Consider the following 23,058-nt stretch of genomic DNA (forward strand, 5'->3'; position numbering starts at 1 on the left):
TTACTTTTGTGCGTTATTTGGTTTAGATACAAACCGGCAAACAGAGTCGCTACTATGAAAAAATACAAGATATTCATTATTATCTGCGCGCTGCTCACCACATGCGCGGCATTTGGTTCCGGTGACACGAAATATACTAAGCTCGTGAAGAAGGTTTCGGTCAAACCGACGGCTAACATAATGAATATTGCTGACAGATATGCGGCAAAGGGCAAAGACGGCGAAGCCCTCGTGCTGTATGCCATAGTATATAACAGGTTTGACCCCAATGCTGCCGACAAGGAAAAGGACATGTGCGCGCTGGCAAGGAAGAAGGCCGGCACGCTATACTATGACAAAGGCAACTACATAAACGCCCTCGACGAGTTTATCAACGGCGTAAAGATCAGCGAGGCGTGCTCCAAACCCACGTATGCGGCAAGTCTGTATAACTACATAGGCAACATCTACTGCATCTTTCTCGACTACGAGAAGGGCATACGCTACTATCTCAAGGCGTATGACCTGAGCAAGAAGTATCCCGACAGGAAGATGCAGCACAGCGTACTCGTTAACCTGACCGGCATGTACAGCTATTACATCAAGGACATCCCGAAGGCCAAGAAGTATTATCAGCTGTCTGAAAGCACGAGAGACAAGAACAACAAGACCGACACGTTCATGAGTCTCTACACGCTAAGCCTGATACAGATAAGCGAGGGCAACATCAAGCCTGCCATATCAAGGCTGAAATGGCTCGCCGGATATGCCGCAAAGGAGAAGCTGGAGCCGAGGTTCCGCTGCTTTGCCTATCAGGAGATTTACAGCGCATACCAACAGCTGGGGGTAAAAGACTCTACGCTTAAATACATGTATCTGTGCGACCGGACGGCACAGAAATACAACCTCCAACATACGTTTAACTCTACGACCAAGAGCCTTTCTGACTTCTTTCAGGAGAAGGGCGACATAGCCATGTCTAATCTCTACAAGTCGCGCTATCTCGACATCATGGACTCGATTTATGACATGAGAAAGTTCGACATGGTAAAAAACTCGCTGCTCAACTACGAGATATACAAGACGACAAAGGAGATAGAAGACCTGCGCACAAGCCAGCACGAGAGGATGCAGACCATCAGGATGCAATGGGTAATAATGTGTGCCGTGGCTGTTGTGGCGCTCACCACAATATTGTTTCTCTTCATCGTATGGAAGCAGAAGAAGAGAATACACAAGGGCTATATCAACCTGTATAAAATCAACCACGACTTCATAGAGACGCAGGAGCTGCTGACGAGCCGACTGCGCAAATGCCGTACAGAAATAAGCGAGAAAAACGACATAATAGACAGCCTGAGGCAGGAACTCGGCAACGCGAAGGACACGGAAGAGAGCACTGCCGAGGAGGGAATGAAATATCAGACGAGCAACCTGACCGACGGACAGATGCAGACCATAGCCGACGCCATAGGCAACGTGATGGAGAACACCACGGAGTTTTGCGACTGCAACTTCTCTCTCAGCAGGCTTGCCGACCTTGTGGGGTCTAACAGGTCGTATGTGTCGCAGGTTATTAACGACTCGTTCCAGAAGACATTCAACGACTACGTGACGCCTTACAGAATACACCTTGCCTGCAAGCGGCTCACCGACAGGGTCAACTACGGCAACTTCACGATGAAGGCTATAGCCGAAAGCGTGGGCTTCAAGTCGTACACCGCATTTGTCAATGCATTCAAGAAGATTACGGGCATCACGCCTTCTATTTATCAGAAGATAGCCCTCGACAACAATTCTAAAGAGTAGCCAGCCTTACGCCTGCGCCGTCAAGGGGCATAAACGCCCTGTATGCCGTAAGCATCTGGGCTCATCGCCGTTGCCGTATGGGGCTTTTTGCAGTCGTATTTTCAGCATGCATGGCATGCAGTTCGATAAAATACAGCCGGCAGGACTATGCCGGGAAACGACCAGACGGCTGAAAACAAGAATCTTATTACAGCGTAAGGCCATGCGCATGCCAGTGGTCTGTCTTAGCTTATGCAGGCGGCATAACAAGCAAGCCCGAGCCAGTCTCACGACCAGCCCGGGCTGAAAATTATCGATATTCTACTTTACTGATGCTTAATCTTACAGACTAATCTCTCTTATGGCCTCTATCAGGCGCTTGAAGTCGGCAGGATGCACGTCGCCTATGTTGCCTATGCGGAACGTGTCGGCCTGCGAAATCTTGCCCGGATATATCACGAAGCCCTTGGCCTTGAGCTTTGTGTAGAAGTCCTTGAAGTTGAAGTCGGCCGACGGATAATAGAACGACGTTATCACGGGCGACTGCTCCTCGTCGGGCAGCAGCGTCTTGTAGCCGAGGCTGCGCATGCCCTCCACCAGCGTGCGGTGGTTCTCGGCGTAACGTGCATGGCGTGCCTCCACACCGCCTTCGGCCTTCAGTTCCTTCAGTGCCTGCATGAAGGCGCGCACCACGTGAGTGGGAGATGTGAAGCGCCACTTGCCATGTCCGCTCTCCATAGTCTGCCACTGGTCATACAGGTCGAGCGACAGCGAGCGTGCAACGCCCTTGCATCCTTCGAGCAGCGAGCGGCGCGCAATGATGAAGCCGAAGCCCGGCACGCCCTGTATGCACTTGTTGGCACTGCTTATCATGAAGTCGATGCCCAGCGCCGCCATGTCTACGGGCACTCCGCCAAAGCTGCTCATCGCGTCCACTATCAGCGTCTTGCCGTGCTTCTTTACAACGGCTGCAATGTCGGCCAGCGGATTGAGCACTCCGGTAGTGGTCTCGCAGTGAACCACCGACACGTGTGTCGTCTCGGGATGACAGGTCAGATATTCGTCTATCTGCTTCGGGTCAACGGGCTGAGTCTCCTCAAAGCGCATCACGTGGCAGTTCAGATGATAATAGTCAGCTATCACGCCCATACGCTTTCCGTAGGCTCCGTTGGCAGCCACGAGCAGATGGTCGTCGGCCTTTATCACCGAGCCGAGCGTAGCCTCAACACAGAAGCTGCCGCTGCCCTGCATCAGCACTGCCGTATATTCTTCGGGGCGGCTCGACGCCAGCTCCACAAGCTCTTTGCGTATAACCTCAACAATGCCTATATTATAGTCTTCGTCCCATGTGCACCAGTCGCTCATCATGGCTTCCTTAACGGTGTCTGTGGTTGTCAGTGGTCCGGGTGTAAGTAATAAGTATGGTCTCATGTCGTTACTGTTTTTTATCGTTATTATCTATGCTCTTCAAGTTCCGGCCGCCGTGCGGCGGCCGTCATGCTTGTGTCTGCTTATCTGTTCATTCGTGCGTTAATGCTGTCTATCAGTCCGGGCAGCTCAGTTATGTCGTCCACCACAAAGTCGGCGCCTGCTGCATACATGCGGTTGCGCACGCAGGCCATGCGTCTTTTCAGTTCGTCGGCAGGCATGGCAGCCACCTCGTCGCGCGTCAGAGCCAGCTCGTTGCTGCCCAGTATCACGCCCACGCTCCACACTCCGGCGTTAGCTCCCTCCTTGATGTCGGCAATGGTGTCGCCGAATTTCACAACCGAATGGCGCGATGCCACATCCAGGTCGCACATGTTCTTGTATATCATGTATGGCTTCGGACGTCCGCCGGGCATGTTGTCAGACGTAACACAGTTGTCAACGGTATAGCCTTTCTCTGCCGCAGCCTTTATCACAATGTCCATCATGGTCTTGGTGTAGCCCGTGGTCGATCCCAGCTTTATGCCCTGTGCCTTTAGCGCAGCCACCGTTTCAACCACTCCGTCGATAGGCTCCGAATAGTCGGCGAGCGTAGCCATCAGCTTGTCCTGAAAGCCCTTGTAGCATGCCTGCACGTCGTCCTCGTTGTAGTCGCGTCCGTATTTTTCGGCAAACTCTTCCCTAACATGGTCTATGGCGAACAGAGCGCGTATCTCCTCTATCTTTGTCAGACCCATGTGGGCGCGGGTTTCTTCCGCCGTAACGGTAAGTCCCATGTTCTTGAAACACTCAACGAAGGCTGCCACCGGAGCGAAGCATCCGTAGTCAACGGCCGTTCCGGCCCAGTCCATAATCACACATTCAATCTTGTTCATATTCTTATTACTGTTTAATGTTCTTTGTTTGTATTATTCCGTTTGCTCTTATTTAGCCATGCTCACCGTGCCGTAGAGTTGTGCGTCGCCGGCTCCGGCCTCGTCGGTGCTGCGCTTCGGCCTTTCTGCCTGCAACATATACACCAATGCTCCGATAAACATCACGCAGCACGCAACTCCGATAAATATGCTCATCTGGTTGTAGAACACGGCCCAGTCGACATTCGACGCTCCAAGCTCCTTGAACATCAGCAGGGCGAGCGTGCCCACATAGCCGATGAAGTCGATGGTTATAATGAAGAATCCCACGTTGCCGCGAATCTTGAAGCATGCAATGAAGCGCTCGAAGAATATTGTCTGGAAGCTCAGATATGCTATGTCGATGCAGAAGGTCTGCATGAACAGCCATGCCGTGGCGGGCATCGACAGCGCAGCATGCCTTGCTCCGACAAACGCCAGGGCTGCCATTCCGGCGGCAGACACGCCCAGCAGGATGCAGAGTGTCTTCAGATGGCTCTTCACTGTTGACATCACGGCGAACACTCCCAGCAGGACGAGCGTGGCAATGCCGTCGATATAGGCGAAGGCCCACGACGAAACGCTGTGAACGTCGATGATGCAGACAATGAAGTCTTCCTTTATGTCGCGCTGCACTGTGAGCAGAAGGTTGGCTATGAAGAGCATAAGCAGCACGGGCATAAACCTGCGGAACAGCTGCATGCGCTCTCTGGCGTTGAGAGTCACGCGCTCCGAACGCGACGCTATGTCGGCAGCCGTGGGGTGCGGCAGCTTGGTCATCACCCATCCTGCGAGGCATAACAGCGGGAAGGCCACTGCCCCTATCAGGGCCGGCATCCAGAACTCGCTGACGTGGAGCGTGTGGAGCGCATAGAGTCCGAGCGACTTTGCCACGCCCGAGCTCAGGGCCATGCTCACTCCCATGATGCTTGCCAGTATGTCGGTGGTGCGGCGTCCTTCAAGAAAACTGAATATCACGCCCCACATACAGCCCAGCGACAGGCCGTTGAAGAAGAGTGCGAAGATGTTGAGCGGCGCAGGCACGAGGGCAAACGTCAGCAGCGACACCTCCGACAGGGCTGCCGAACCGACGATAAACTTCAGGCGGTTCTGCGGCTTAAGCTCTGATATAAACTTTATGCCGAGCATCTTGGCGCACACATAGCCTATGAGCTGAATCATGCTGACCACAATCTTGTAGTCCATGCCGGCTATCTGCATGCCGTCGAACTCGGCTGCCGTGAACGGCTTGCGCAGGGCATACACGAGCGAATATGAAAGCAGGGCCGTGCCTCCTGCCCAGAATACGAAAAGCCAGTCGGGCATTGCCTTGCCGTTGCCTCTCAGGCGCTGTATTATGTTTAGAATCTTTTCCATTTCAATATTTGCAGTCATTCGGTTTCGGGTGCAAAATTAGCATCGTGCAGGCAGCGCAAAAATGAATAAATCATGAATAATAGGCCGTAACAATTCAGTAAAATGATTGTAACCGGATAATAATTTTTCTGTTGCCGGAAAGAAACCCGAATGTAACACGGATGTAATATGTTTTAATACGAAAAGGCCTATCTTTGCAGTGCAATTACCATTCAGTGAAATTATGAAAGAGCTTAGAGAGATATACGACCGCATAACCTATCTGAGACAGAAAGGCATGAAAATGAAGGACATAGCAGGATGCATCGACTTTGCGCCGAGCGTGCTTTCGGCCCTTTACACCACCGTGCTGCCGGCCTTCTTCAAGAACATAGAGAAGGGCGAGAGCCATGAGGCTGCGCTCGACAACGCCCTGATATGGGTCAACAATGTTTCAAAGAAGAAGCTGCTGGGCTCTATTCCGGCCATGAAGAAGGTACTCTTCTCTGACGACATAATACCTGTTGTGCCTGAAAGCGAGACCGCCAATCCCTTCATATCCGAACTTGAGCGCAACATGAAGCGCACTGCCGGACAGATAGCCAACTACAGCGGCATATACATGAGCTACAGCGTGTCGTCAGGCTCGCTCGCAATGAAGCTCGAACCTTATATCATAACGCCGGCGGCCAACGGCAACTACGTGCTCGTTGGACACAACAACGCCTACGGAACTACACACTGGGGTATTGCGATGATGAACGGCATAAACCACATCTACCTGATGTTCAACGAGAACAAGGAGCCTCAGCTTGCCCTGTTCAACATCTGCCTGAAGATTCCGATGTACGACAGACCGCCGTTTCTGAGGGGCGTCTACACTTGCTTCGACTACAACTACAATCCCATTGCAAGGCGCATTCTCTTCGTGAAGCTGTCAGACAGCACCTCGCGCGAAGACTTCGCGAAGCTAAAGGGATGTCTCAAAACACGCGAGGAACTGAGCGAGCAGGAGCGCAAATATTATGAATATACGTGCGGACAGGAGGATGTGGTGCGTATGTGCAACATTCCCTCGCCCACCATGCACGAGGACGACCTGATAACGGAGAAGCGCATTCTGGCAATGAACACCGCCACAGAAAGAAAACCCATGCAGCTGCATGACGGCAGCAGGCATGATGAAGGCTGACAGCCGTATGGCTTAAAACATGGTATGAATGCACTTTGCGCATGACATCGTCTTACGGCGGCAGCACAGACGGCAACAGACTGCCCGACATGTAGCAGCATAGAGCCTCACGGCTACAGGGCGGAATGATTACGGCAACACGGCAGAAACCGCTGAAAACAAGGCATGAGGCAACGTATATGAACTTTTAACACTAAACCATAGTAACAAAAAGGGCACAAATGCGTTTTTATATCAACGCCCTGATTTAAGGGGTATAAAAACGGAAATAACGTAAAAGCAATATTGTTACTATGAACTTTTCCCTGAAACTTACAATTGTATCAGTAGCCGTCGCACAGACCGTATGTGCCGGCGGAAAGGCTATTAACGACGGCGTAGACCCGCCAGCCGTGGTTGCGGCATGGAGCACGCCGAAGGATTATCAGAAGATTATCGACATAAACTTCAGCGATGCCATGTGGCCCGGACAGACATGGGGCGGCAAGACCGGAGCCGACAGTCCGGAACTGGCCGACGGCGGATATGTCAACACGATAATAGACGTGCCTGCCAACGGCGGCAGCGAGGTTACATATCCCGTGATGTTCCACAACTGCACCTTTGCCAACAAAAAGAGCTACAACGGCTTTGCGGGTGCAACGGCGGCCTTCAGCCGGCAGTATTACCTCGGACAGAGCGCCACAGGCAAGGGCAACCGCTATGCCAACGACTGGACGGCAAAGGGGCACACGGCCTATCTGGAGGACAACATAAAGCGCGACAAGGACGGAAACATCGTCTACGGCGAGGCAGGATTCGTGCAGATGTGCAGCGCTCCGGCCACGGCAGGACATGACAACGCTACAAAGGGCGAGTCGCAGCACGGCTGGGTGGAGATAGACCACATACCATACGTTGAGCGCGTGCAGTGGTCGTGGTCGTCTACATCATGGGGCCGCGGCATAAAGTGCGACATAAAGATTGGCAACGGTCAGTGGAAGCCGCTGGTATGGATGGGCTCGGGCATGGCCGCCTACGGCTACTCGGCCTTCAGCGACCAGGGCTACATGATGGAGAACGTGATTAACGCCAGCGACGTGTCGCTGCGCTGGCGCGTGTGGGACGGCGAAGACCAGGACAATCCCGTGCAGCTTACAGCCGACGGCAAGGCCGTATTTCAGGCTGAGACCGACCCGCTGGCACGCCAGCAGCCGGCCCGTGTGCACAAGATAATGATATACGGAAAGAAGATTACGGCCGAACAGGCTCTCTATGCAAGGCAGAACCCCGTGGGCAGCGTGGGCGAGCTGACAGCCATAAGGGGACATAAGGAGCCGCACATAAGCGCGCCCGACGCAAAGGCACCCGTAGAACTGAAGTTGGTGGCGCAGGACGGCAGCGCGCAGTACACAAGCATACAGCAGGCCATCGACGCCGTCAGCAACGGGGCACGCGGCATAATATACGTTCGTCCGGGCGTATACGACGAGAACGTGTATGCCGGCAGACGCAACGACAAGAACAAGTTTATAAGCATAATAGGCGAAGACCGCAACACCACGATACTGACATCATCTGTTGACCGCGGACCGAAGAGCAAGGGCAAGCGCTACTACGACTGCGCCGCGCTCAATGTCTACGCCGACCGCTTCTATGCCGAGAACATCACCATACGCAACACCAGCGGCAACGTGGGACAGGCCGAGGCACTGTTTACGGCCGGAGACGCACACGTGTTCAGCAACTGCACACTGAGCGGATATCAGGACACATACAAGGCCAACGGCGGAGCGCGCGGATACTTCAGCCGCTGCACCATAGAGGGTGCCACCGACTTTATTTATGACGCGGGCCTCGAGTGGTTTGACAACTGCGAGATACGCTGCGTCAGGGGCAAGGGATACATCACGGCTGCCGCCACATCTGAGCTGCCGCTCACACGTGCCATGTATCCAAAACTGAGCCAAAGCCGCCTGTATGCGGGTCTGTTCTTCAACCGCTGCCGACTAACCGCCGAGCAGGGCGTGGCCGACGGCGCCTACTATCTGGGACGCCCGTGGAAGGAGAACTGCGGCACGATGTTCATAAACTGCACGCTGGGCAGCCACATAAACAAGGCAGGATGGCTCGACTGGGGCGGACGAGGCAACACGGCATCATATCTTGAATATAACAGCACCGACGAAAACGGGCAGCCTGCTGACACAAGCCGGCGCGTAAGCTTCGGCCGCCAGGCCACCAAGGACGAGGTGGAGGCATACATAAACGCAGACTTCCTGTTCAAGAAGGCGTCTGACGTGCCCTTCGACTTCAACGTCATACTTCAGGGTGCCCCTGCCCCGTCGGTATTCACGCGCAGCGGCAACACGTTCGAGTGGAACAGCGACCGACTGGCTGCCGGCTACCTGATATACCGCAACGGGCGCTTCGAGGCTTTTGTGGCCGAGCCTGAATACACCATATCAGACGGCAATGCAGACGAATACAGCGTTAAGACCGTTTCGCGCCAGGGTGCAACGTCAGAGGCTGTTGCCATGCGTGTAACGCCCGTGGCCTTCCCCACGGCCGAAGGCTTCGGCAAATATGCCACTGGCGGACGCGGCGGACAGGTGGTTACGGTTACGTCGCTGGCCGACACCGAGGACGAAGGCACGCTGCGATGGGCCTTCAGCCAGTATCCGGGCGAGCCGCTCACCATCGTGTTTGCGGTGAACGGCGAGATACGCCTCAACAGCAACCTGCGCGTGAAGCGTGCCAACTGGACGCTGGCAGGACAGACGGCTCCGGGCGACGGAATAAGCATCGTGGGCGACAAGGTGAACTTCGGCAGTTCGGAAAACTTCATCGTGCGCAACATACGCTTCCGCGCCGGCGACGGCAAGCAGGACCAGGCCTGCGGAACGGAGAACTGCACCAACTTTATATTCGACCACTGCGTGTTCGGATGGTCGATGGAGGAAAACATGAACACGGCCGACAGCCACTATCTCACCGTTCAGTACTGCATAGTGCACGAGGGCCTCAACGACGCCGGCCACAAGAAGGGCAAGCGCGGATACGGCTCGCAGTGGGGCGGCTCGCCTGCCACTTACCACCACAACCTGCTGGCAGGCAACGACTCGCGCAGTCCGCGCTTCAACGGCGCCAGGGGCGAAGACTATGTGGTGTTTATGGAATATGTGAACAACGTGAACTTCAACTGGGGACGCTGGAACTCGTGCTACGGCGGCGAGAACTCGGCCGACATAACAGAATATAACGGCCGCAACTCGGCTCATGAGTGCAACTTCATGAACAACTACTACAAACCCGGCCCTGAGTCGCCTGCCAACTCGGTGTTTGTCATGGCAAGCCACGCCCGCAAGGGTGCCACGTCGTGGGGCCCGGCACGCTGGTATGTAAGCGGAAACGTCATGGAGGGCAACGACGCTGCCACAGCCGACAACTGGCAGGCCATGAGCGCCGAGAAATATACAACAGACCAGATAAGGGTGAATGAGCGCATCGTGCCCGAAATGCCTTACTATAAGCTCGACGAGACTGAAGGCGCCATAGGCAAATACCGCCCGTCGCGCTACATGCTGACCGACATACAGACGGCCGGCGAGGCATATAAGACGGTGCTGAAGAAGGCGGGAACGATAAACCGCGACGCCACGGAAAAGCGCGTGATAAACGACGTGAAGAGCGGCAACCCGAAGTTCAGCGGCTCGAAGACAGGCAAGCGCGGCATTATCGACTCTGTGAACGATGCCGAAGGCTTCGGACTAAGCCACAAGCAGGAGGCAGCACCGGCTGACACCGACGGCGACGGAATGCCGGACAAATGGGAGAAGAAACACGGTCTGAACCCTGACAATGCCGACGACCGCAACCTGACAAACCCCGACGGCTACACCGCCCTTGAGGTTTATCTGAACAGTCTGATGGGCGAAAAGCTGAGCTGCAAATTCAGCAGCACCGCCACATCATACGGCAAACAGGCTAAATAAGGCGTGGCGCGCCTGCCTGAAAGCAATAAAGACAAAGTAAAAACAACATTCATAAGCGCAGAAAAAGGTGGAAACCCGAGCCGGCTTGTAAACAATATCCGGCTGAAGGTTTCCGCCTTTTCTGTATCTTGACGCTTTTGTCAAAAAGAATAAAAGCATGAACTGCAACAATAGCCGGCAGAACTATTCATCATAAATATTTATAAAAAGACCAAGAAAGACAATTCAATGCCCCTCCATATTTTTTGACAATGGAAGAAACCTGCACTTGATAAATCCTACCGTCATACTGAGGAAATAATTTCTTTATATGATTAAGGGCTTCTGCATCAGTAGCCCGCCCCAGACCGGGAACAATTATAACGTCTTTAGTATGAATCATGTTAATATACGCCCAACTATATTCATGATAATCACTTAATTCCAGTTCTATAACCTTAAAACATGACTCCAGAATCTCACGCATCCTTGCAGCTATCTTATCCGGATAAACTTTAAGGTTCACCAGCAATTTATTTGGTCCTACGGCATGTAGAATTCCGTCTGTATGTCCGCATGCATCACCTCTATCCCACGGAAGAAACAATAACTTATGCTTTGGAAACAACTTTTCCAACTGATAAACAAGATTTTCCCCTGCCACTTCGGAGTTTTCAAAAAACACCTTTTCAGTCATCACAACAACAGGAGTATACCCTCGTCCCCTCTTGATACTTGCAAAAGTAAAATTGCCACCATCTGCAATAATTGGGGATGTTTCTATTGAAGCGGAAGTAAGTTTCTTAGCCAATTCAAGAGAAACTTCTGTCGGCGTCTCATAATCACGATATCCCTTCAAATAATCCGGATGATAACGAAACTGAACAAATCTATCATAATCTACCTGTATCGGCATATAATCCCTGCACCAATAGTCGGCTGTCCCTTTTAACACTCCATGCCTGACATTATGATGTGACAATATTTCCGACAACTCATTATATATTTGTGGATAATATTTTTTTAATTCCTCAGAAAATAGCACATAATCCTGCTGTTGTAAAGCCACTTGCATTATTTTATCATATCAAGGTTAGTAAAATGCCACATACGGTCTCCATTCTCACCACTTATTTTGTTAACATTAACCCTCGCAGAAGATGCAATATTTACTTTTTTAAACTCAGCGTTGTCTACCCATACAATATTCAACCCCCTGCCGAAGACTGACGCATTGCCCAACAAATCTTCCCACAAATACTGGGATCTGAATGGACTTTTCTTATTATTGGTTTTATTTGTATATTCCTCTTTCTCGCCGGAAACAGATTTATACGTATATCCTCTCATCAAAAATGAAGCACGGTATTTTCCTTCACGCTCAAACGTCATGTCAACACCCGAACTATGAGGATAAATAGATCCTACAGGAAAATACGGAAGATCTCCTTTATGATACATCTGCGGTTCAACAATAATGCCATTTTCTTCATCATGGAAATAAAATTCAATATCTATCGGGTAAATTTCATATTCACCATTGACAACAAAATGCCCATTAAAAACGACTTGGGCAATGTCTTCAAACTGCCTTGTAAGTCCATCTATAGTGTATACTGGCGTGAACTGTTCTAGAACTTCTTTTAATTTTTGTGGTGTTTTCATATTAATTCTTTTTAAATAAGTATATTATTCTCTTCTGTTTCCATTCTTAAGCAGGAAACAAAAGTAAGGAAATATGATGTATGTTTCAAATTTAAGACTGCATTTAACACTTTCGTATCTCAAAAAAGAATTCATCTATATACGGAAAATCACGTGCTTACAAAGCGAAAATCCATCTGCATGGTGAAAGCACCCAAAAATCCGTAACTTTTTCTTTTAATTATGTTACGGTTATGTTATACAGCGCTATTTAAAAATATTTTCTTTAAGCAAATTAAGCCGTAATAGTTTCAGACTGTTAGTGGCCTGTTTACGAGTCGTTAATGGGCCGTTTACGAGTCAAAAACCGGCCACTTTTTATACGCAAACGGCCCTGTTATTTTTCGCATTCAACAACTTAACCTATTACGGCTTTTTGTTTTGTGGAATAAAACATCTGAACTGTCTGTCAGGGGTGTTATTTCATTTTGACTACAAAAAGGTATATGTTGCGGATCACAGATCCTTATATTCAATGCTGCCGGATGGCACATCCGGCAGAACATTAGCCCTGCTGTTTCTTAACATCGCTGCAACAAGAGAACAATAGCGAGAAAAACACAAGATATTTAAATTTAACGGCCTAAAAAGAAAAGCATTTGACTTTTTTCGCTGCGCTAAAGGAAATTTCTCCTTAACTACCTAACTCCTTAACTCCGAAAAAGCATTTGACTTTAACTACTTTAAGACTTTTATCTTATGGAATAAAACACCAGAACTGTCAGTCTGGGGTGTTATTATATTTTGAATACCAAAAGGTATATGTTGCGGATCACAGATCCTTATATTCAATGCTGCCGGATGGCACATCCGGCAGAACATTAGCCCTGCTGTTTCTTAACATCGTTGCAACAAAAGAACTATAGTGAGAAAAAAAGGTATTTGAATTTAACTGCCTAAAAAGAAAAGCATTTGACTTTTTTCGCTGCGCTAAAGGAAATTTCTCCTTAACTACTTAACTCCTAAAAAAGCATTTGACTTTAACTACTTTAACTCCTCTAACTACTTTAACTCCTCTAACTACTTTAACTCCTAATGAGACTCCATAAAAAAGGGAGAGGCAAAAGCCATGCGGCCTTTACCTCTCCCGAAAAAATATATTCTCTCAACTTTTATTTCTTCTTCACTGCACCTTTTACTAATACAGCCTTATACTCGTCAGGACTGTTGAGCAGGCGGCATGCCTCCTTCATCTGCTTGTCGTAGCGCAGACTGTTCTCCATGCTTCCAACCTGATAATAGTAGGCAGCAATGATGTCGTTGGATATTATCTGCTTTAGCACGTCCTTGTGATAGTCGAGGTCTTTAGCTATGTTGTGCTTCAGCTTCTTCTCCAGATTTTCAAATTCGGCCTTGGCGTCGTCATAATAGCCCTCAAACTCAACAACCTTCTTTAGCGACTTTAGCAGTTTCTCGCTCTCAGGGTCGTAGGTGAATCCGCTCTTTATCACTCTCTGCTTGAAGTCCTCATAGTCGGCGTCAGAAAGCTCAAACTCTGAAGGCTTGGCTATCGTTGGGTGAGAAGCGATATAGTCGACCTCATAGTCGAGCAGCACCTCGGTAGAGTCGAGTCCGCTCACGGTGAGATAGTAGGCAATGTTGGGCAGCGAGTCGGGACGCACCTCTATGTCGGGCTTAATGCCTCCGCCGTCGCGCACCTCGCGTCCGCCTGCCGTATAGAACACCTTGGTCAGACTGTCGGGTATGTGCTCGGTATATCCGCCGCGCGCGTGCTTATAGTTTATTGCCTGTATGCAGCGTCCGCTCGGAATATAATATTTGCTTGTGGTCAGCTTCAGCTGTCCGTTGTATGATATGTCAACAGGCAACTGCACGAGACCCTTGCCGTAGGTGCGCGTGCCCATGATTACGGCGCGGTCGAGGTCCTGCAGACTTCCGCTGGTAATCTCGCTGGCGCTGGCCGACTCGCCGTTGACTAGCACCACAACGGGCATCACCGTGTCGATAGGCTCAACGGTGGTCTTATAGTCATAGTTGGCACGCTTCAGCTTGCCGCGGGTCTTCACCAGCGTGATGTCCTTCGGCACAAACATGTTGACAATGTTGACAGCCTCTGAAAGAGAGCCGCCGCCGTTGCCGCGCAGGTCGAGCACGAGGCCCTTCATGCCCTGCTTCTTCATCTCGATGAACGCCTTGCGCACATCCTTTGAGCAGTCTTCGGTGAAGCTGCTCAGATTGAGATAGCCTATGCTGTCGGGGCGCAGGCCATAGTAAGGAATTGAAGGCATGTTGACAGAGCGGCGCGTTATTCTGAACTCCATGTTCTTGCCCGTGCTGGGGCGCTTCACCTTCAGCACGAACGTCGTGCCGGCGTCGCCGCGCAGATGCGAACTTACGTAGCTCACGTCCTTGTCGGTCATAACGGAGTCGTCGATACTCAGGATGATGTCGCCCTTCTTCAGGCCCACCTCGGCAGCCGGGTTGCCTGCATAAGGCTCGTCGATGACCACGCGCTTCAGCTTCTGGTTGTAGCGTATCACGGCTCCTATGCCCACATAGCGGCCGGTTATCATCGTCTTAAGGTCGTTCACCTTGTTCTCGGGATAGTAGACGGTGTAGGGGTCGAGCGAGCGCAGCATCGAGTTGATGGCCGTGCCCACCACCTCGTCGGCGTTGAGCGTGTCTACATACATCAGGTCGAGATAGCTGTAAATCTCGTTGAACACCTGCATGTTCTTGGCCACGTCGAAGTTGTGGCTCTTGCTTTCCTGGGCCGACGCCGCCATGAAAGGCAGCATGAGCAGCACCGCAAGCTGAAATAGTCTTATTCTCATCTTATGTTCTTATTGTTTCTTTTTCTTGTTGCAAAGCAAATTCATGCCTCATACGGCCGCAAAGCGTCAACGCGAGAGGCCCCTGCCCTGTTGCCGGCAATGCCCACAGCCGCCTTCACCGGCAGCAAAAGCATGCGCACGTGCCCTAAGCGGCAGAAGCAGCACACGCAGACTCACCGGCAGCCGGCCGGACACAGCCCCAAAAGCATGAGCCTAAGGCATGGTCTCAGCAGCCGTATTGACTTATGCAAAGTTACATATATATATGGTGAAAACACCACTTTTCGGGGAAAAATTATTTTATTTTAGTCTAAAATTGAATTTTTTGCCAAAAAAGTTTGGAGGTTTCAAAAAATCTTCTTACCTTTGCATCGCATTTGAAAGGAAATGCATCACATGCTTCAATAGCTCAGTTGGTTAGAGCACCTGACTGTTAATCAGGGGGTCGTTGGTTCAAGCCCATCTTGAAGCGCAAAAAGGAGTTGCTTCGGTAACTCCTTTTTTGTTTTTGTATAATTCATCACTTTCAGCCGCAACGGCTACACCTTGCAGACAATACACCACATGAACAACAGCCACAACAAGATAATAATGCTGGGCACAGGCAGCGCAGGAGTTACAAAATGCTATAACACATGCTTCTTCCTGAAGACAGCCGACACATCGCTGCTCGTGGACGCAGGAGGCGGCAACGGCATAATGTCGCAGATAGAAAAGGCGGGCATAAACCTTACGGACATACACCACATGTTCATAACGCACGCTCACACCGACCACATACTGGGCGCCGTGTGGGTGGTGAGAATGATTATGCACAGGATTCTCGGCGGCGAATATAAGGGCAACCTGAACGTATACGGCAACGACAAGGTGATAAGCACGCTAAAGCAGATATGCCTCATGACGCTGCACAAGAACTATAACGCGCTGTTCGGCAGCCGCATCATGCTGTGCGAGAAGCTGAGCGGCGACGAATTTCAGGCCGGCGACATCAGCATGCAGTGCTTCGACGTGCTGTCGGACAAGGAAAAGCAGTTTGGCTTCCGTGCCATAATGCCGGGAGGAGCCACGCTGGTGTGCATGGGCGACGAGCCGTGCAACAGAGCCAACTACCCTATTGCGCGCGGTGCCGACTGGCTCATGTGCGAGGCCTTCTGTCTGTATAAGGACCGCGACGTGTTCAAGCCCTACGAGAAGTTTCACAGCACGGCCAGGGACGCCGGAGCCGTGGCAGCCGAGCTGGGCGTGAAGAATCTGCTGCTATACCACACCGAAGACAAGACGCTGGCCACACGCAGGACCGAATATGCCCGCGAGGCGGCGCAGAGCTTCAAGGGCAACATCTTTGTACCTGACGACCTCGAAACTATAGACATCGACTGAACGATAATAACTAAAAATAAAATATGAGCTGTATCATTCTCTTAACAGAGTCTGATACAGCTCATATCATCATGAACCAACCTCTATATATACCACTATAATTGAATGTGGACTATTAAACAACCTTAATCATGCCGCAACGGCGCGCAGCTTGCTGCTCAGCGGCAGGATAAACAGGAGGCAGACAACGGCTCCGCATGCCATGACGAGGCCCGAAGTGAGGGTTATGTCGCCAATGCCTACAAGCGGACTCGAAAGGGCACCGGCAACAAAGCCGGAGGCACCGAAGATGGCACTGGCAGCACCGGCATTGTCGCGCTCGCTGTCGAGGGCTATGGCCGTCAAAGGCGGCTGCATCAGTCCGAAGCATATCAGCGTGTAGATATATGCCAGCATGACTATCCAGAGGGGCATGGCCGTGTTGAGCAGGAACGCAAGCAGCAGCGTGCCGGCAAGCATGCCCAGACCGCCGAAGCGCAGGCATGTGCCCTGACTGCGGAAACGCGTGGCCATGGCAGCGCCAACGCCTATCATGAGCGCGTTCAGGCCGAAGCAGAGGCTATAGCCGAGCGGCGAAAGATGATACACCTGCTGCATGATGAACGGCGAAGAGGCTATGTAGGCAAAGAACATAAAGAAGCACGCCATCTCGGCCATGACGGAAAGAGTGAAGCGAGAGTTGCGGAACACGCGGAACAGATTGCCGTACACCTTTATCACGCTCTTCCGTATGCGGTTGGCAGGCTGCAGCGTCTCGGGCAAGAACATACTGCAAACCATGAGCACAAGTCCCACGGCAAGAATTACGGCAAAAACGCCTGTCCACGACGTAACGCCGGCCATAAGTCCGCCGACCACCGGGGCGCACACTGGTGCAATGCCGTTGATGGCACCTAGCAGAGCCATGAAGCTGGCAAGCTCGCGGCCTGTGTACATGTCGGCCGACATGCTCTTGGCTATCACTATGCCTCCCGCGCCGGCCAATCCCTGCAGCACGCGCATGGCGTTAAACATAAATATATCTCCCGAGAATATGCACAGCAGCGACGCCACCACAAAGAGCAGCATAGAGCCTACCAATATGCGCTTGCGCCCATACTTGTCGGTGAGCGGCCCTATGAACAGCTGACCGGCGGCAAGACCTATCATGCCGGCCGTGAGGCTCATGGAGGCCAGCGCGGGCGTGGTGTGGAAATAGCCTGTCATCTCCGGCAGCACCGGAAGATAGAAGTCTGTAACGAACGGACCGAAGGCCGTAAGCATGCCGAGCGTGGCAGGAATAAATACTTTCATGTTTTGTTTCATTGTTATCCTCTATTATCTTATTCGGGTGCAAAGTTAGCAAAAATGTGTGAGCCGCGAAAAGAATCACGGCAGGCTGCCGACCATGCATATACTAAACCGCAGGGTTTTATAGACCAAAAACATAGACGGATATACGAAAAATATGGACGAAGAAAGATGATCGGCAAATATGAATAGACAGACTAAGAAACTACTGTATACGCAATATCCGACACACAAGAACCAACGCAGCAAGCACAAGACAGCCCTTCACTCCATCCTATCCTCATCCGGCATTCCACCCATCTTCTTACTCAGTTTCTGATACATTGAGGGCGTCATGCCGATAATTCGCTTGAAAGTCTTGATAAAATTAGTCTGCGAATTATAGCCCACAGACTGCGCTATGGCCTGAATTGTAAGATGGCCATAGTTTTCGGTGTCGCAGATGCGGCGCGTAACCTCACGTATGCGCGCCTCGTTGAGCAGCGACTTAAAGTTCTTTCCGTAGGTGCTGTTTATAGCCCACGAGACATACGAAGTGTTCGACCCTATCATGCCGGCAAGCATCTGCAACGTGAAGTCCTGGCGAGATATGACATCGACATCATCAAGAATCGTCATTATACGCTGTATCATCAATGCCGTCTGCGCATCGTTCATCTTGGGTTCGGCCGATGTCCCTGCATGCTGTCCTTCCGCCTCATTGTCTTCATCCATCATGCCAGGCGCGGCAGCCATCCCGTCAGTCTGTTTTTTTGCGTCAGCCATACCCATCGACTTTATATATTGTTCGCGCAGATGTCTGCTGTTCTGCTGCTCTCTGATAAGGTCTGCATTCTTATCCATCAGTGCACGATGAGCCGTCCGCAGGTTTATGTTGCTGCGTATCACCTTTATTATAGCCACTACGAGAATAAGGGTAAGCACTACAAAGGCTACAATTATCAGAACCTGGCGTGTTATGCGGTCGTTCAGAAACGATATATGCCTGTCGGTAATTCTCCGCTCAATAGAGCTGTACCTGCTGCGTGTTTTGTTGAAGTTTCTGAGATTGTAAATTGAATCTTCCAACGTAACAGAAAGGCTCCTGTAATGCGCCATAAGTATCGAGTCGCCCTTTGCGCCATAAGCTTTTGACAGCACCTCATAAGTATGGCTAAGCTGATTTGTGTTTCCACTCTTCATGGCTTCCTCCATAAGTAGCGTGGCAATGACAATGGCTGTGTCAGGTCTGTTCATCCCCACATACGACTCGGCTATGACAGCATATAGCGACATGCTGTATTCGTCGCCCATGCCATACTTCTCAGCACACTTCTGCGCTTCAGAATAATAATGAACCGCTTCCTGGTAATTATTTTCAGCATAAGCAAGTGTGCCTGCACTATAAAGATCGTAGTATTCTTTCTCTCGACGGTTAGAAGTTGACATATTCTTTAGAATGTCATAATATTCTCTTGCCGCATTCAGGTCGCCTGTCTGACAATAAGTATTCATCAAATAACATGCAAATCTGTAAGCCTCATTGTTGTCATGGCGCCCGACAGCACTTTTATATCCACGGCCAAAGAATATAACGGCTTGTTCATAATCTTTGAAGCGGCAATAAAGCACGCCTATCCTACCAAGACACTCTTCTGTCAGAAAATGATTATTGCCTTCCTGCGCACGTTCAAGAGCCCTGATATAGAAGTCAAGACTCTCATTATATTTGGCCGCGGCTATGCAGCTGTCGCCACGCCTTATATTATCTTTTATAAATTTTTCGTCTGAAACTGCATTAACGGCAGACGAGCATATAAATAATAAAATGAATATAACAAGCTTTTGCATATTGTTTTTCTGACAGTATTATTGATGTTTCACTGGCAAATGTAACAAAAATCAGGCAAATTATTATGTTTTTATAAAAGCGAAATTCCTTTTAAGCGCAAAATAATACAACTTTTCGGTTTTACTGTAACTTTGAAAGCACAGAACGAGCTGTTCACATTCTTATTTATTAACTTAAAATTTATACTGATGAAACAGAATCTAACCCAACTGTTCAGGCTATTTGGTGCCGCTTTGCTCTTATTGATAACGGGCAACAGCGCCATGGCGCAGACAAATTCGCACGGAAGTGATGCCTTTGAACGCGAAATGGCTTACCGCAAGGCTCATCCGTATGGAGTATGGCACCGCATGGGCGAAACCGCAAAAAACGGGAAAAGGCCCATTTCATCGAAAAAAGTTAAGCCCTACATCAAATTAGCCGCAGAGGCTGAAGAACCTGTAACACTATACGGAATACTGACTTTTAAGTGGGACTGGGTGTGGAACGGAAAAGAGGAATACGGTCTTTACTCCTTTGACACCAGCGGCGACTGCACAGTGAACCCCGTGTACTTAGACAATGACTTTGAAGCCACAGGAGGCGGAGCATACTACGAAAACACTCTTTGCTTCACAAGGGTTGAGTATGACTATTATGGTGACAATTTTTACAACACAAGACTGTTGACATACGATACTGACACATGGAAACAGCTGTCGGATACATTTGTAAAAGATGCCACCTACATGGCGTCAGACATGACCTACGACCCTACCACAGGCATGATATACGGATGCTTCAGCAATGCTGACGCAAGCGACTACGAGTTTTCGATGATGGATCCTAAGACAAAGGAACTGACCATGATAAACAACGAGAGCCTGAGCGGAATGAAACGTCTGGTATGCATAGCGTGCAACAGCCAAGGCGAGCTCTACGGCGTCGACTTAAACGGAGACCTCTATCAGATAGACAAAGAGACCGGCGAAACGACACTGATAGGCCCGACAGACATTACACCGTCTAACTATCTGCAGGCTGCTACATTCGATCCTAACACAGGCAAGATGTATTGGGCTGCTGTAGACGCCGACGAATATTCTTATCTGTGCGAACTTAACCTTGAAACAGGTACAGCAACCGTACTGGGAGAATTTGCTGACGGAGAAGAGTTTGCCGGATTGTATATACCTGAGAAACCTAAGTCAGACAAAGTGCCGGCTGAAGCCCAGAACACGGCTTTGAATTTTGAAGGCGACGCGCTGACTGGCAACATCAGTTTCAGCATTCCTGACAAGACTTACGGCGGAGAGGCTCTTTCGGGCAATGTGAACTATACTGTTAAAGTGAACGACGCAGAGGCTGCCAAGGGCACTGCCGCTCCCGGAGCTACAGTCAAAGAGGACATTACTGCCGTGGCAGGACTAAACAAATTTGACATCGTGCTGAGCAATGATGAAGGCGAAAGCCCGATGACACGCATACGCAAATGGATAGGACCTGACTCACCGAAGGCCATAACCGACCTTAACGTAAAGATTGACAACTTTGTGTCTACCGTTACATGGACTGCCCCGACTGAAGGCCTAAACGAAGGATATGTGAATCCTGACGAAATAGAATATACTATTGTACGCAATCCGGGCAACATAACCGTGGCAGAGAACCATAAGGGCAACACATTCACGGAAACAATACCTGAAGCTGACTTCACAGGATACACCTATACCGTAACTCCTTCGTATAAAGGACTTACAGGCGAGTCAAAGACTTCAGACCTCGTATTGTTCGGCAACAGTTTCGCAGTGCCCTATCACGAAGACTTCAGCGACTCATCTCACTTTGAATACTTCAAGACTTACGACAATAACAATGACGACTGGACATGGACCAGAATTGAGGAAGAAAACAACAATCAGATGCGCTTTATCTATACAAAAGACGGCGACGACTGGCTCGTGTCTCCTGCCATTGCACTCAAAGGCGACCGCAACTACAAGCTGTCTGTCAACATTGAGCGTCTGAACAGAAAGTGCAAGCCGTATCTTGAGGGCAACCTCGACATATATGCCGGCACAGGCGACGACTACACAAAGTATAAGAAGATTGATATGGACTCTGTAAGCGTTGACACAGATACGTGGATAACTCTTATTCAGGGCATAATAACGCCTGAGGGCGACGGCGACTACCACATTGCATTCTATGCAGGAGGACCTGAGGATGCATTCTATCTCGGACTTACCGACTTCGGAATCGTAGAGAACCACATGCTTGCCGCACCGGCAGAAGTTACCGGCCTTAGCATCAAAGCCGGCGAGAAAGGCGCACTAAAGTCAGACATCACATTCAAGGCTCCGCAGACAACCATCGAGGGCAAGACTCTTGCTGCCATTGAAGGCATTGATGTCTACAGAGACGACAAACTGGTGAAGACACTTACGGCACAGCCGGGCGAGAACATAAGCTACGTGGACGAAGACGGCATGACAGCCGGATTCCACACATACAAGATTGTTCCGCGCAACGACAAGGGCGAAGGCACAGAGGCTTACGACACACTCTACGTAGGCACCGACATTGCCGAGGCTCCTGCAAACGTCAAGGCAAGAGTCGACCTCAACGAAATGACACTGACATGGGACATTCCTGAAAACGGAGTTAACGGCGGATATATCGACCCTGAGGCTATAACTTACGACATAATTGATTCTGACGGCAACGAGATTGCCACAGGAGTTAAGGACAACACCTACAAATTCAGCGTTGACCAGAGCGGCAGTCAGCATGCGGTTCAGTATGGCGTGACACCTGTAAGCGCAGGCGGAAAGGGACAAAACAGTGCATCCAACATAATAATCCTTGGCGAGGAATACACACTGCCGTTCCAGGAGAACTTTGCAGAAGGATTTGCAGCCTACAACATGTGGTGGACACTGAGCAACAGCAACGCCGACTATGAATCGTACATCATTGACGAAATATCTTCTGACAACGACGGCTACTGCATGATGACCGACATATGGGAGGCTACAGAGGTAATGGTGAACACAGGCAAGATTTCTCTCGAAGGCAGCAACAGTCCTGAACTGAAATTCAACTACTACACAGACAACAGCATGTCACTGACCATAGAGGCCGAGACAAACACTGGCGAGATTGTGACACTGAAGACCATCAGCACCACAGCCTCAGAAGAATTTACCGTGGAGACAGTGTCGCTTAACGATGTAAAAGACGCATCTTACGTTGTGATACGTTTCCATGCGACAGACATTCCTGAATATACATCGCTCGCGCTCGACGACATCAGCGTGAAAGACTCTGAAGGAACAGGCGTAAGCGTCACTACAGCCGACGAAGACAGCATCAAAGAGATATACTCTGTAGACGGCAAGAAACTCTCAACAGAACACTCTATGAAGAAAGGTCTGTATATAATCAAAAAAGGCAACAAAGTAGAAAAGATAACTGTTAAGTAATT

General features: G+C 50.3%; 13 protein-coding genes and 1 tRNA gene. 6 read left to right on the forward strand and 8 right to left on the reverse strand.

Going from position 1 to position 23,058, the window contains the following annotated elements; translation table 11 throughout:
• Window positions 1-54 precede the first annotated feature (54 nt).
• A complete protein-coding gene (locus tag EJL04_RS13605; protein ID WP_164511785.1) occupies window positions 55-1,788 on the forward strand; it encodes a helix-turn-helix domain-containing protein in 1,734 nt (577 codons plus the stop codon).
• A gap of 321 nt (window positions 1,789-2,109) precedes the next feature.
• Here EJL04_RS13605 and phnW read toward each other — a convergent pair whose 3' ends face one another.
• The 3 genes from phnW to EJL04_RS13620 all read right to left on the reverse strand — a co-directional run bounded on the left by phnW (window position 2,110) and on the right by EJL04_RS13620 (window position 5,465).
• Window positions 2,110-3,198, reverse strand: a complete 1,089-nt coding sequence (gene phnW / locus EJL04_RS13610) for a 2-aminoethylphosphonate--pyruvate transaminase (protein ID WP_021855968.1) — start codon at window positions 3,196-3,198, stop codon at window positions 2,110-2,112.
• 80 nt (window positions 3,199-3,278) lie between these two features.
• Window positions 3,279-4,070, reverse strand: a complete 792-nt coding sequence (gene phnX / locus EJL04_RS13615) for a phosphonoacetaldehyde hydrolase (protein WP_021855969.1) — start codon at window positions 4,068-4,070, stop codon at window positions 3,279-3,281.
• A 48-nt stretch (window positions 4,071-4,118) separates the two neighbouring features.
• Entirely contained in the window at window positions 4,119-5,465 is a 1,347-nt protein-coding gene (locus EJL04_RS13620) for a DUF5690 family protein (RefSeq protein ID WP_241210017.1), read from the reverse strand.
• Window positions 5,466-5,688: 223 nt separating this feature from the next.
• On the opposite strand from EJL04_RS13620, the gene EJL04_RS13625 reads away from it, so the two are divergent.
• On the forward strand, window positions 5,689-6,636 hold the full coding sequence (locus EJL04_RS13625; RefSeq protein WP_125105401.1) for a hypothetical protein: 948 nt from the start codon (window positions 5,689-5,691) through the stop codon (window positions 6,634-6,636).
• A 293-nt stretch (window positions 6,637-6,929) separates the two neighbouring features.
• Window positions 6,930-10,610 (forward strand): pectinesterase family protein, encoded by a 3,681-nt coding sequence (locus tag EJL04_RS13630; RefSeq protein ID WP_125105402.1) that lies wholly within the window; start codon window positions 6,930-6,932, stop codon window positions 10,608-10,610.
• A gap of 190 nt (window positions 10,611-10,800) precedes the next feature.
• Here EJL04_RS13630 and EJL04_RS13635 read toward each other — a convergent pair whose 3' ends face one another.
• The 3 genes from EJL04_RS13635 to EJL04_RS13645 all read right to left on the reverse strand — a co-directional run bounded on the left by EJL04_RS13635 (window position 10,801) and on the right by EJL04_RS13645 (window position 15,088).
• Window positions 10,801-11,658 (reverse strand): agmatine deiminase family protein, encoded by an 858-nt coding sequence (locus EJL04_RS13635; protein ID WP_241210018.1) that lies wholly within the window; start codon window positions 11,656-11,658, stop codon window positions 10,801-10,803.
• A 5-nt stretch (window positions 11,659-11,663) separates the two neighbouring features.
• Window positions 11,664-12,254, reverse strand: coding sequence for a hypothetical protein (locus EJL04_RS13640; protein ID WP_021855974.1), 591 nt, complete (start codon window positions 12,252-12,254; stop codon window positions 11,664-11,666).
• Between the two features lie 1,151 nt (window positions 12,255-13,405).
• Window positions 13,406-15,088: a S41 family peptidase gene (locus tag EJL04_RS13645; RefSeq protein WP_125105404.1), complete on the reverse strand. Its 1,683-nt coding sequence runs from the start codon at window positions 15,086-15,088 to the stop codon at window positions 13,406-13,408.
• Between the two features lie 398 nt (window positions 15,089-15,486).
• Between EJL04_RS13645 and EJL04_RS13650 the strand changes: the two genes are divergently transcribed.
• Window positions 15,487-15,560: transfer RNA gene (locus EJL04_RS13650), tRNA-Asn, on the forward strand.
• A 92-nt stretch (window positions 15,561-15,652) separates the two neighbouring features.
• Entirely contained in the window at window positions 15,653-16,471 is an 819-nt protein-coding gene (locus EJL04_RS13655; protein WP_125105405.1) for an MBL fold metallo-hydrolase, read from the forward strand.
• Window positions 16,472-16,600: 129 nt separating this feature from the next.
• Here EJL04_RS13655 and EJL04_RS13660 read toward each other — a convergent pair whose 3' ends face one another.
• Window positions 16,601-17,764, reverse strand: coding sequence for a multidrug effflux MFS transporter (locus EJL04_RS13660; protein WP_021855987.1), 1,164 nt, complete (start codon window positions 17,762-17,764; stop codon window positions 16,601-16,603).
• Between the two features lie 261 nt (window positions 17,765-18,025).
• A complete protein-coding gene (locus EJL04_RS13665) occupies window positions 18,026-19,591 on the reverse strand; it encodes a tetratricopeptide repeat protein (RefSeq protein WP_125105407.1) in 1,566 nt (521 codons plus the stop codon).
• A 189-nt stretch (window positions 19,592-19,780) separates the two neighbouring features.
• Between EJL04_RS13665 and EJL04_RS13670 the strand changes: the two genes are divergently transcribed.
• Window positions 19,781-23,056, forward strand: coding sequence for a hypothetical protein (locus EJL04_RS13670; protein ID WP_125105408.1), 3,276 nt, complete (start codon window positions 19,781-19,783; stop codon window positions 23,054-23,056).
• Window positions 23,057-23,058: the final 2 nt, after the last annotated feature.

Source organism: Prevotella marseillensis (genome assembly GCF_900625065.1).
Classification (GTDB): domain Bacteria; phylum Bacteroidota; class Bacteroidia; order Bacteroidales; family Bacteroidaceae; genus Prevotella; species Prevotella rara.

Coding starts and splice junctions, on each gene's coding strand:
- EJL04_RS13605 (WP_164511785.1), top strand. CDS start 55: ATGAAAAAATACAAGATATTCATTATTATCTGCGCGCTGCTCACCACA.
- phnW (WP_021855968.1), bottom strand. CDS start 3,198: ATGAGACCATACTTATTACTTACACCCGGACCACTGACAACCACAGAC.
- phnX (WP_021855969.1), bottom strand. CDS start 4,070: ATGAACAAGATTGAATGTGTGATTATGGACTGGGCCGGAACGGCCGTT.
- EJL04_RS13620 (WP_241210017.1), bottom strand. CDS start 5,465: ATGGAAAAGATTCTAAACATAATACAGCGCCTGAGAGGCAACGGCAAG.
- EJL04_RS13625 (WP_125105401.1), top strand. CDS start 5,689: ATGAAAGAGCTTAGAGAGATATACGACCGCATAACCTATCTGAGACAG.
- EJL04_RS13630 (WP_125105402.1), top strand. CDS start 6,930: ATGAACTTTTCCCTGAAACTTACAATTGTATCAGTAGCCGTCGCACAG.
- EJL04_RS13640 (WP_021855974.1), bottom strand. CDS start 12,254: ATGAAAACACCACAAAAATTAAAAGAAGTTCTAGAACAGTTCACGCCA.
- EJL04_RS13645 (WP_125105404.1), bottom strand. CDS start 15,088: ATGAGAATAAGACTATTTCAGCTTGCGGTGCTGCTCATGCTGCCTTTC.
- EJL04_RS13655 (WP_125105405.1), top strand. CDS start 15,653: ATGAACAACAGCCACAACAAGATAATAATGCTGGGCACAGGCAGCGCA.
- EJL04_RS13660 (WP_021855987.1), bottom strand. CDS start 17,764: ATGAAAGTATTTATTCCTGCCACGCTCGGCATGCTTACGGCCTTCGGT.
- EJL04_RS13665 (WP_125105407.1), bottom strand. CDS start 19,591: ATGCAAAAGCTTGTTATATTCATTTTATTATTTATATGCTCGTCTGCC.
- EJL04_RS13670 (WP_125105408.1), top strand. CDS start 19,781: ATGAAACAGAATCTAACCCAACTGTTCAGGCTATTTGGTGCCGCTTTG.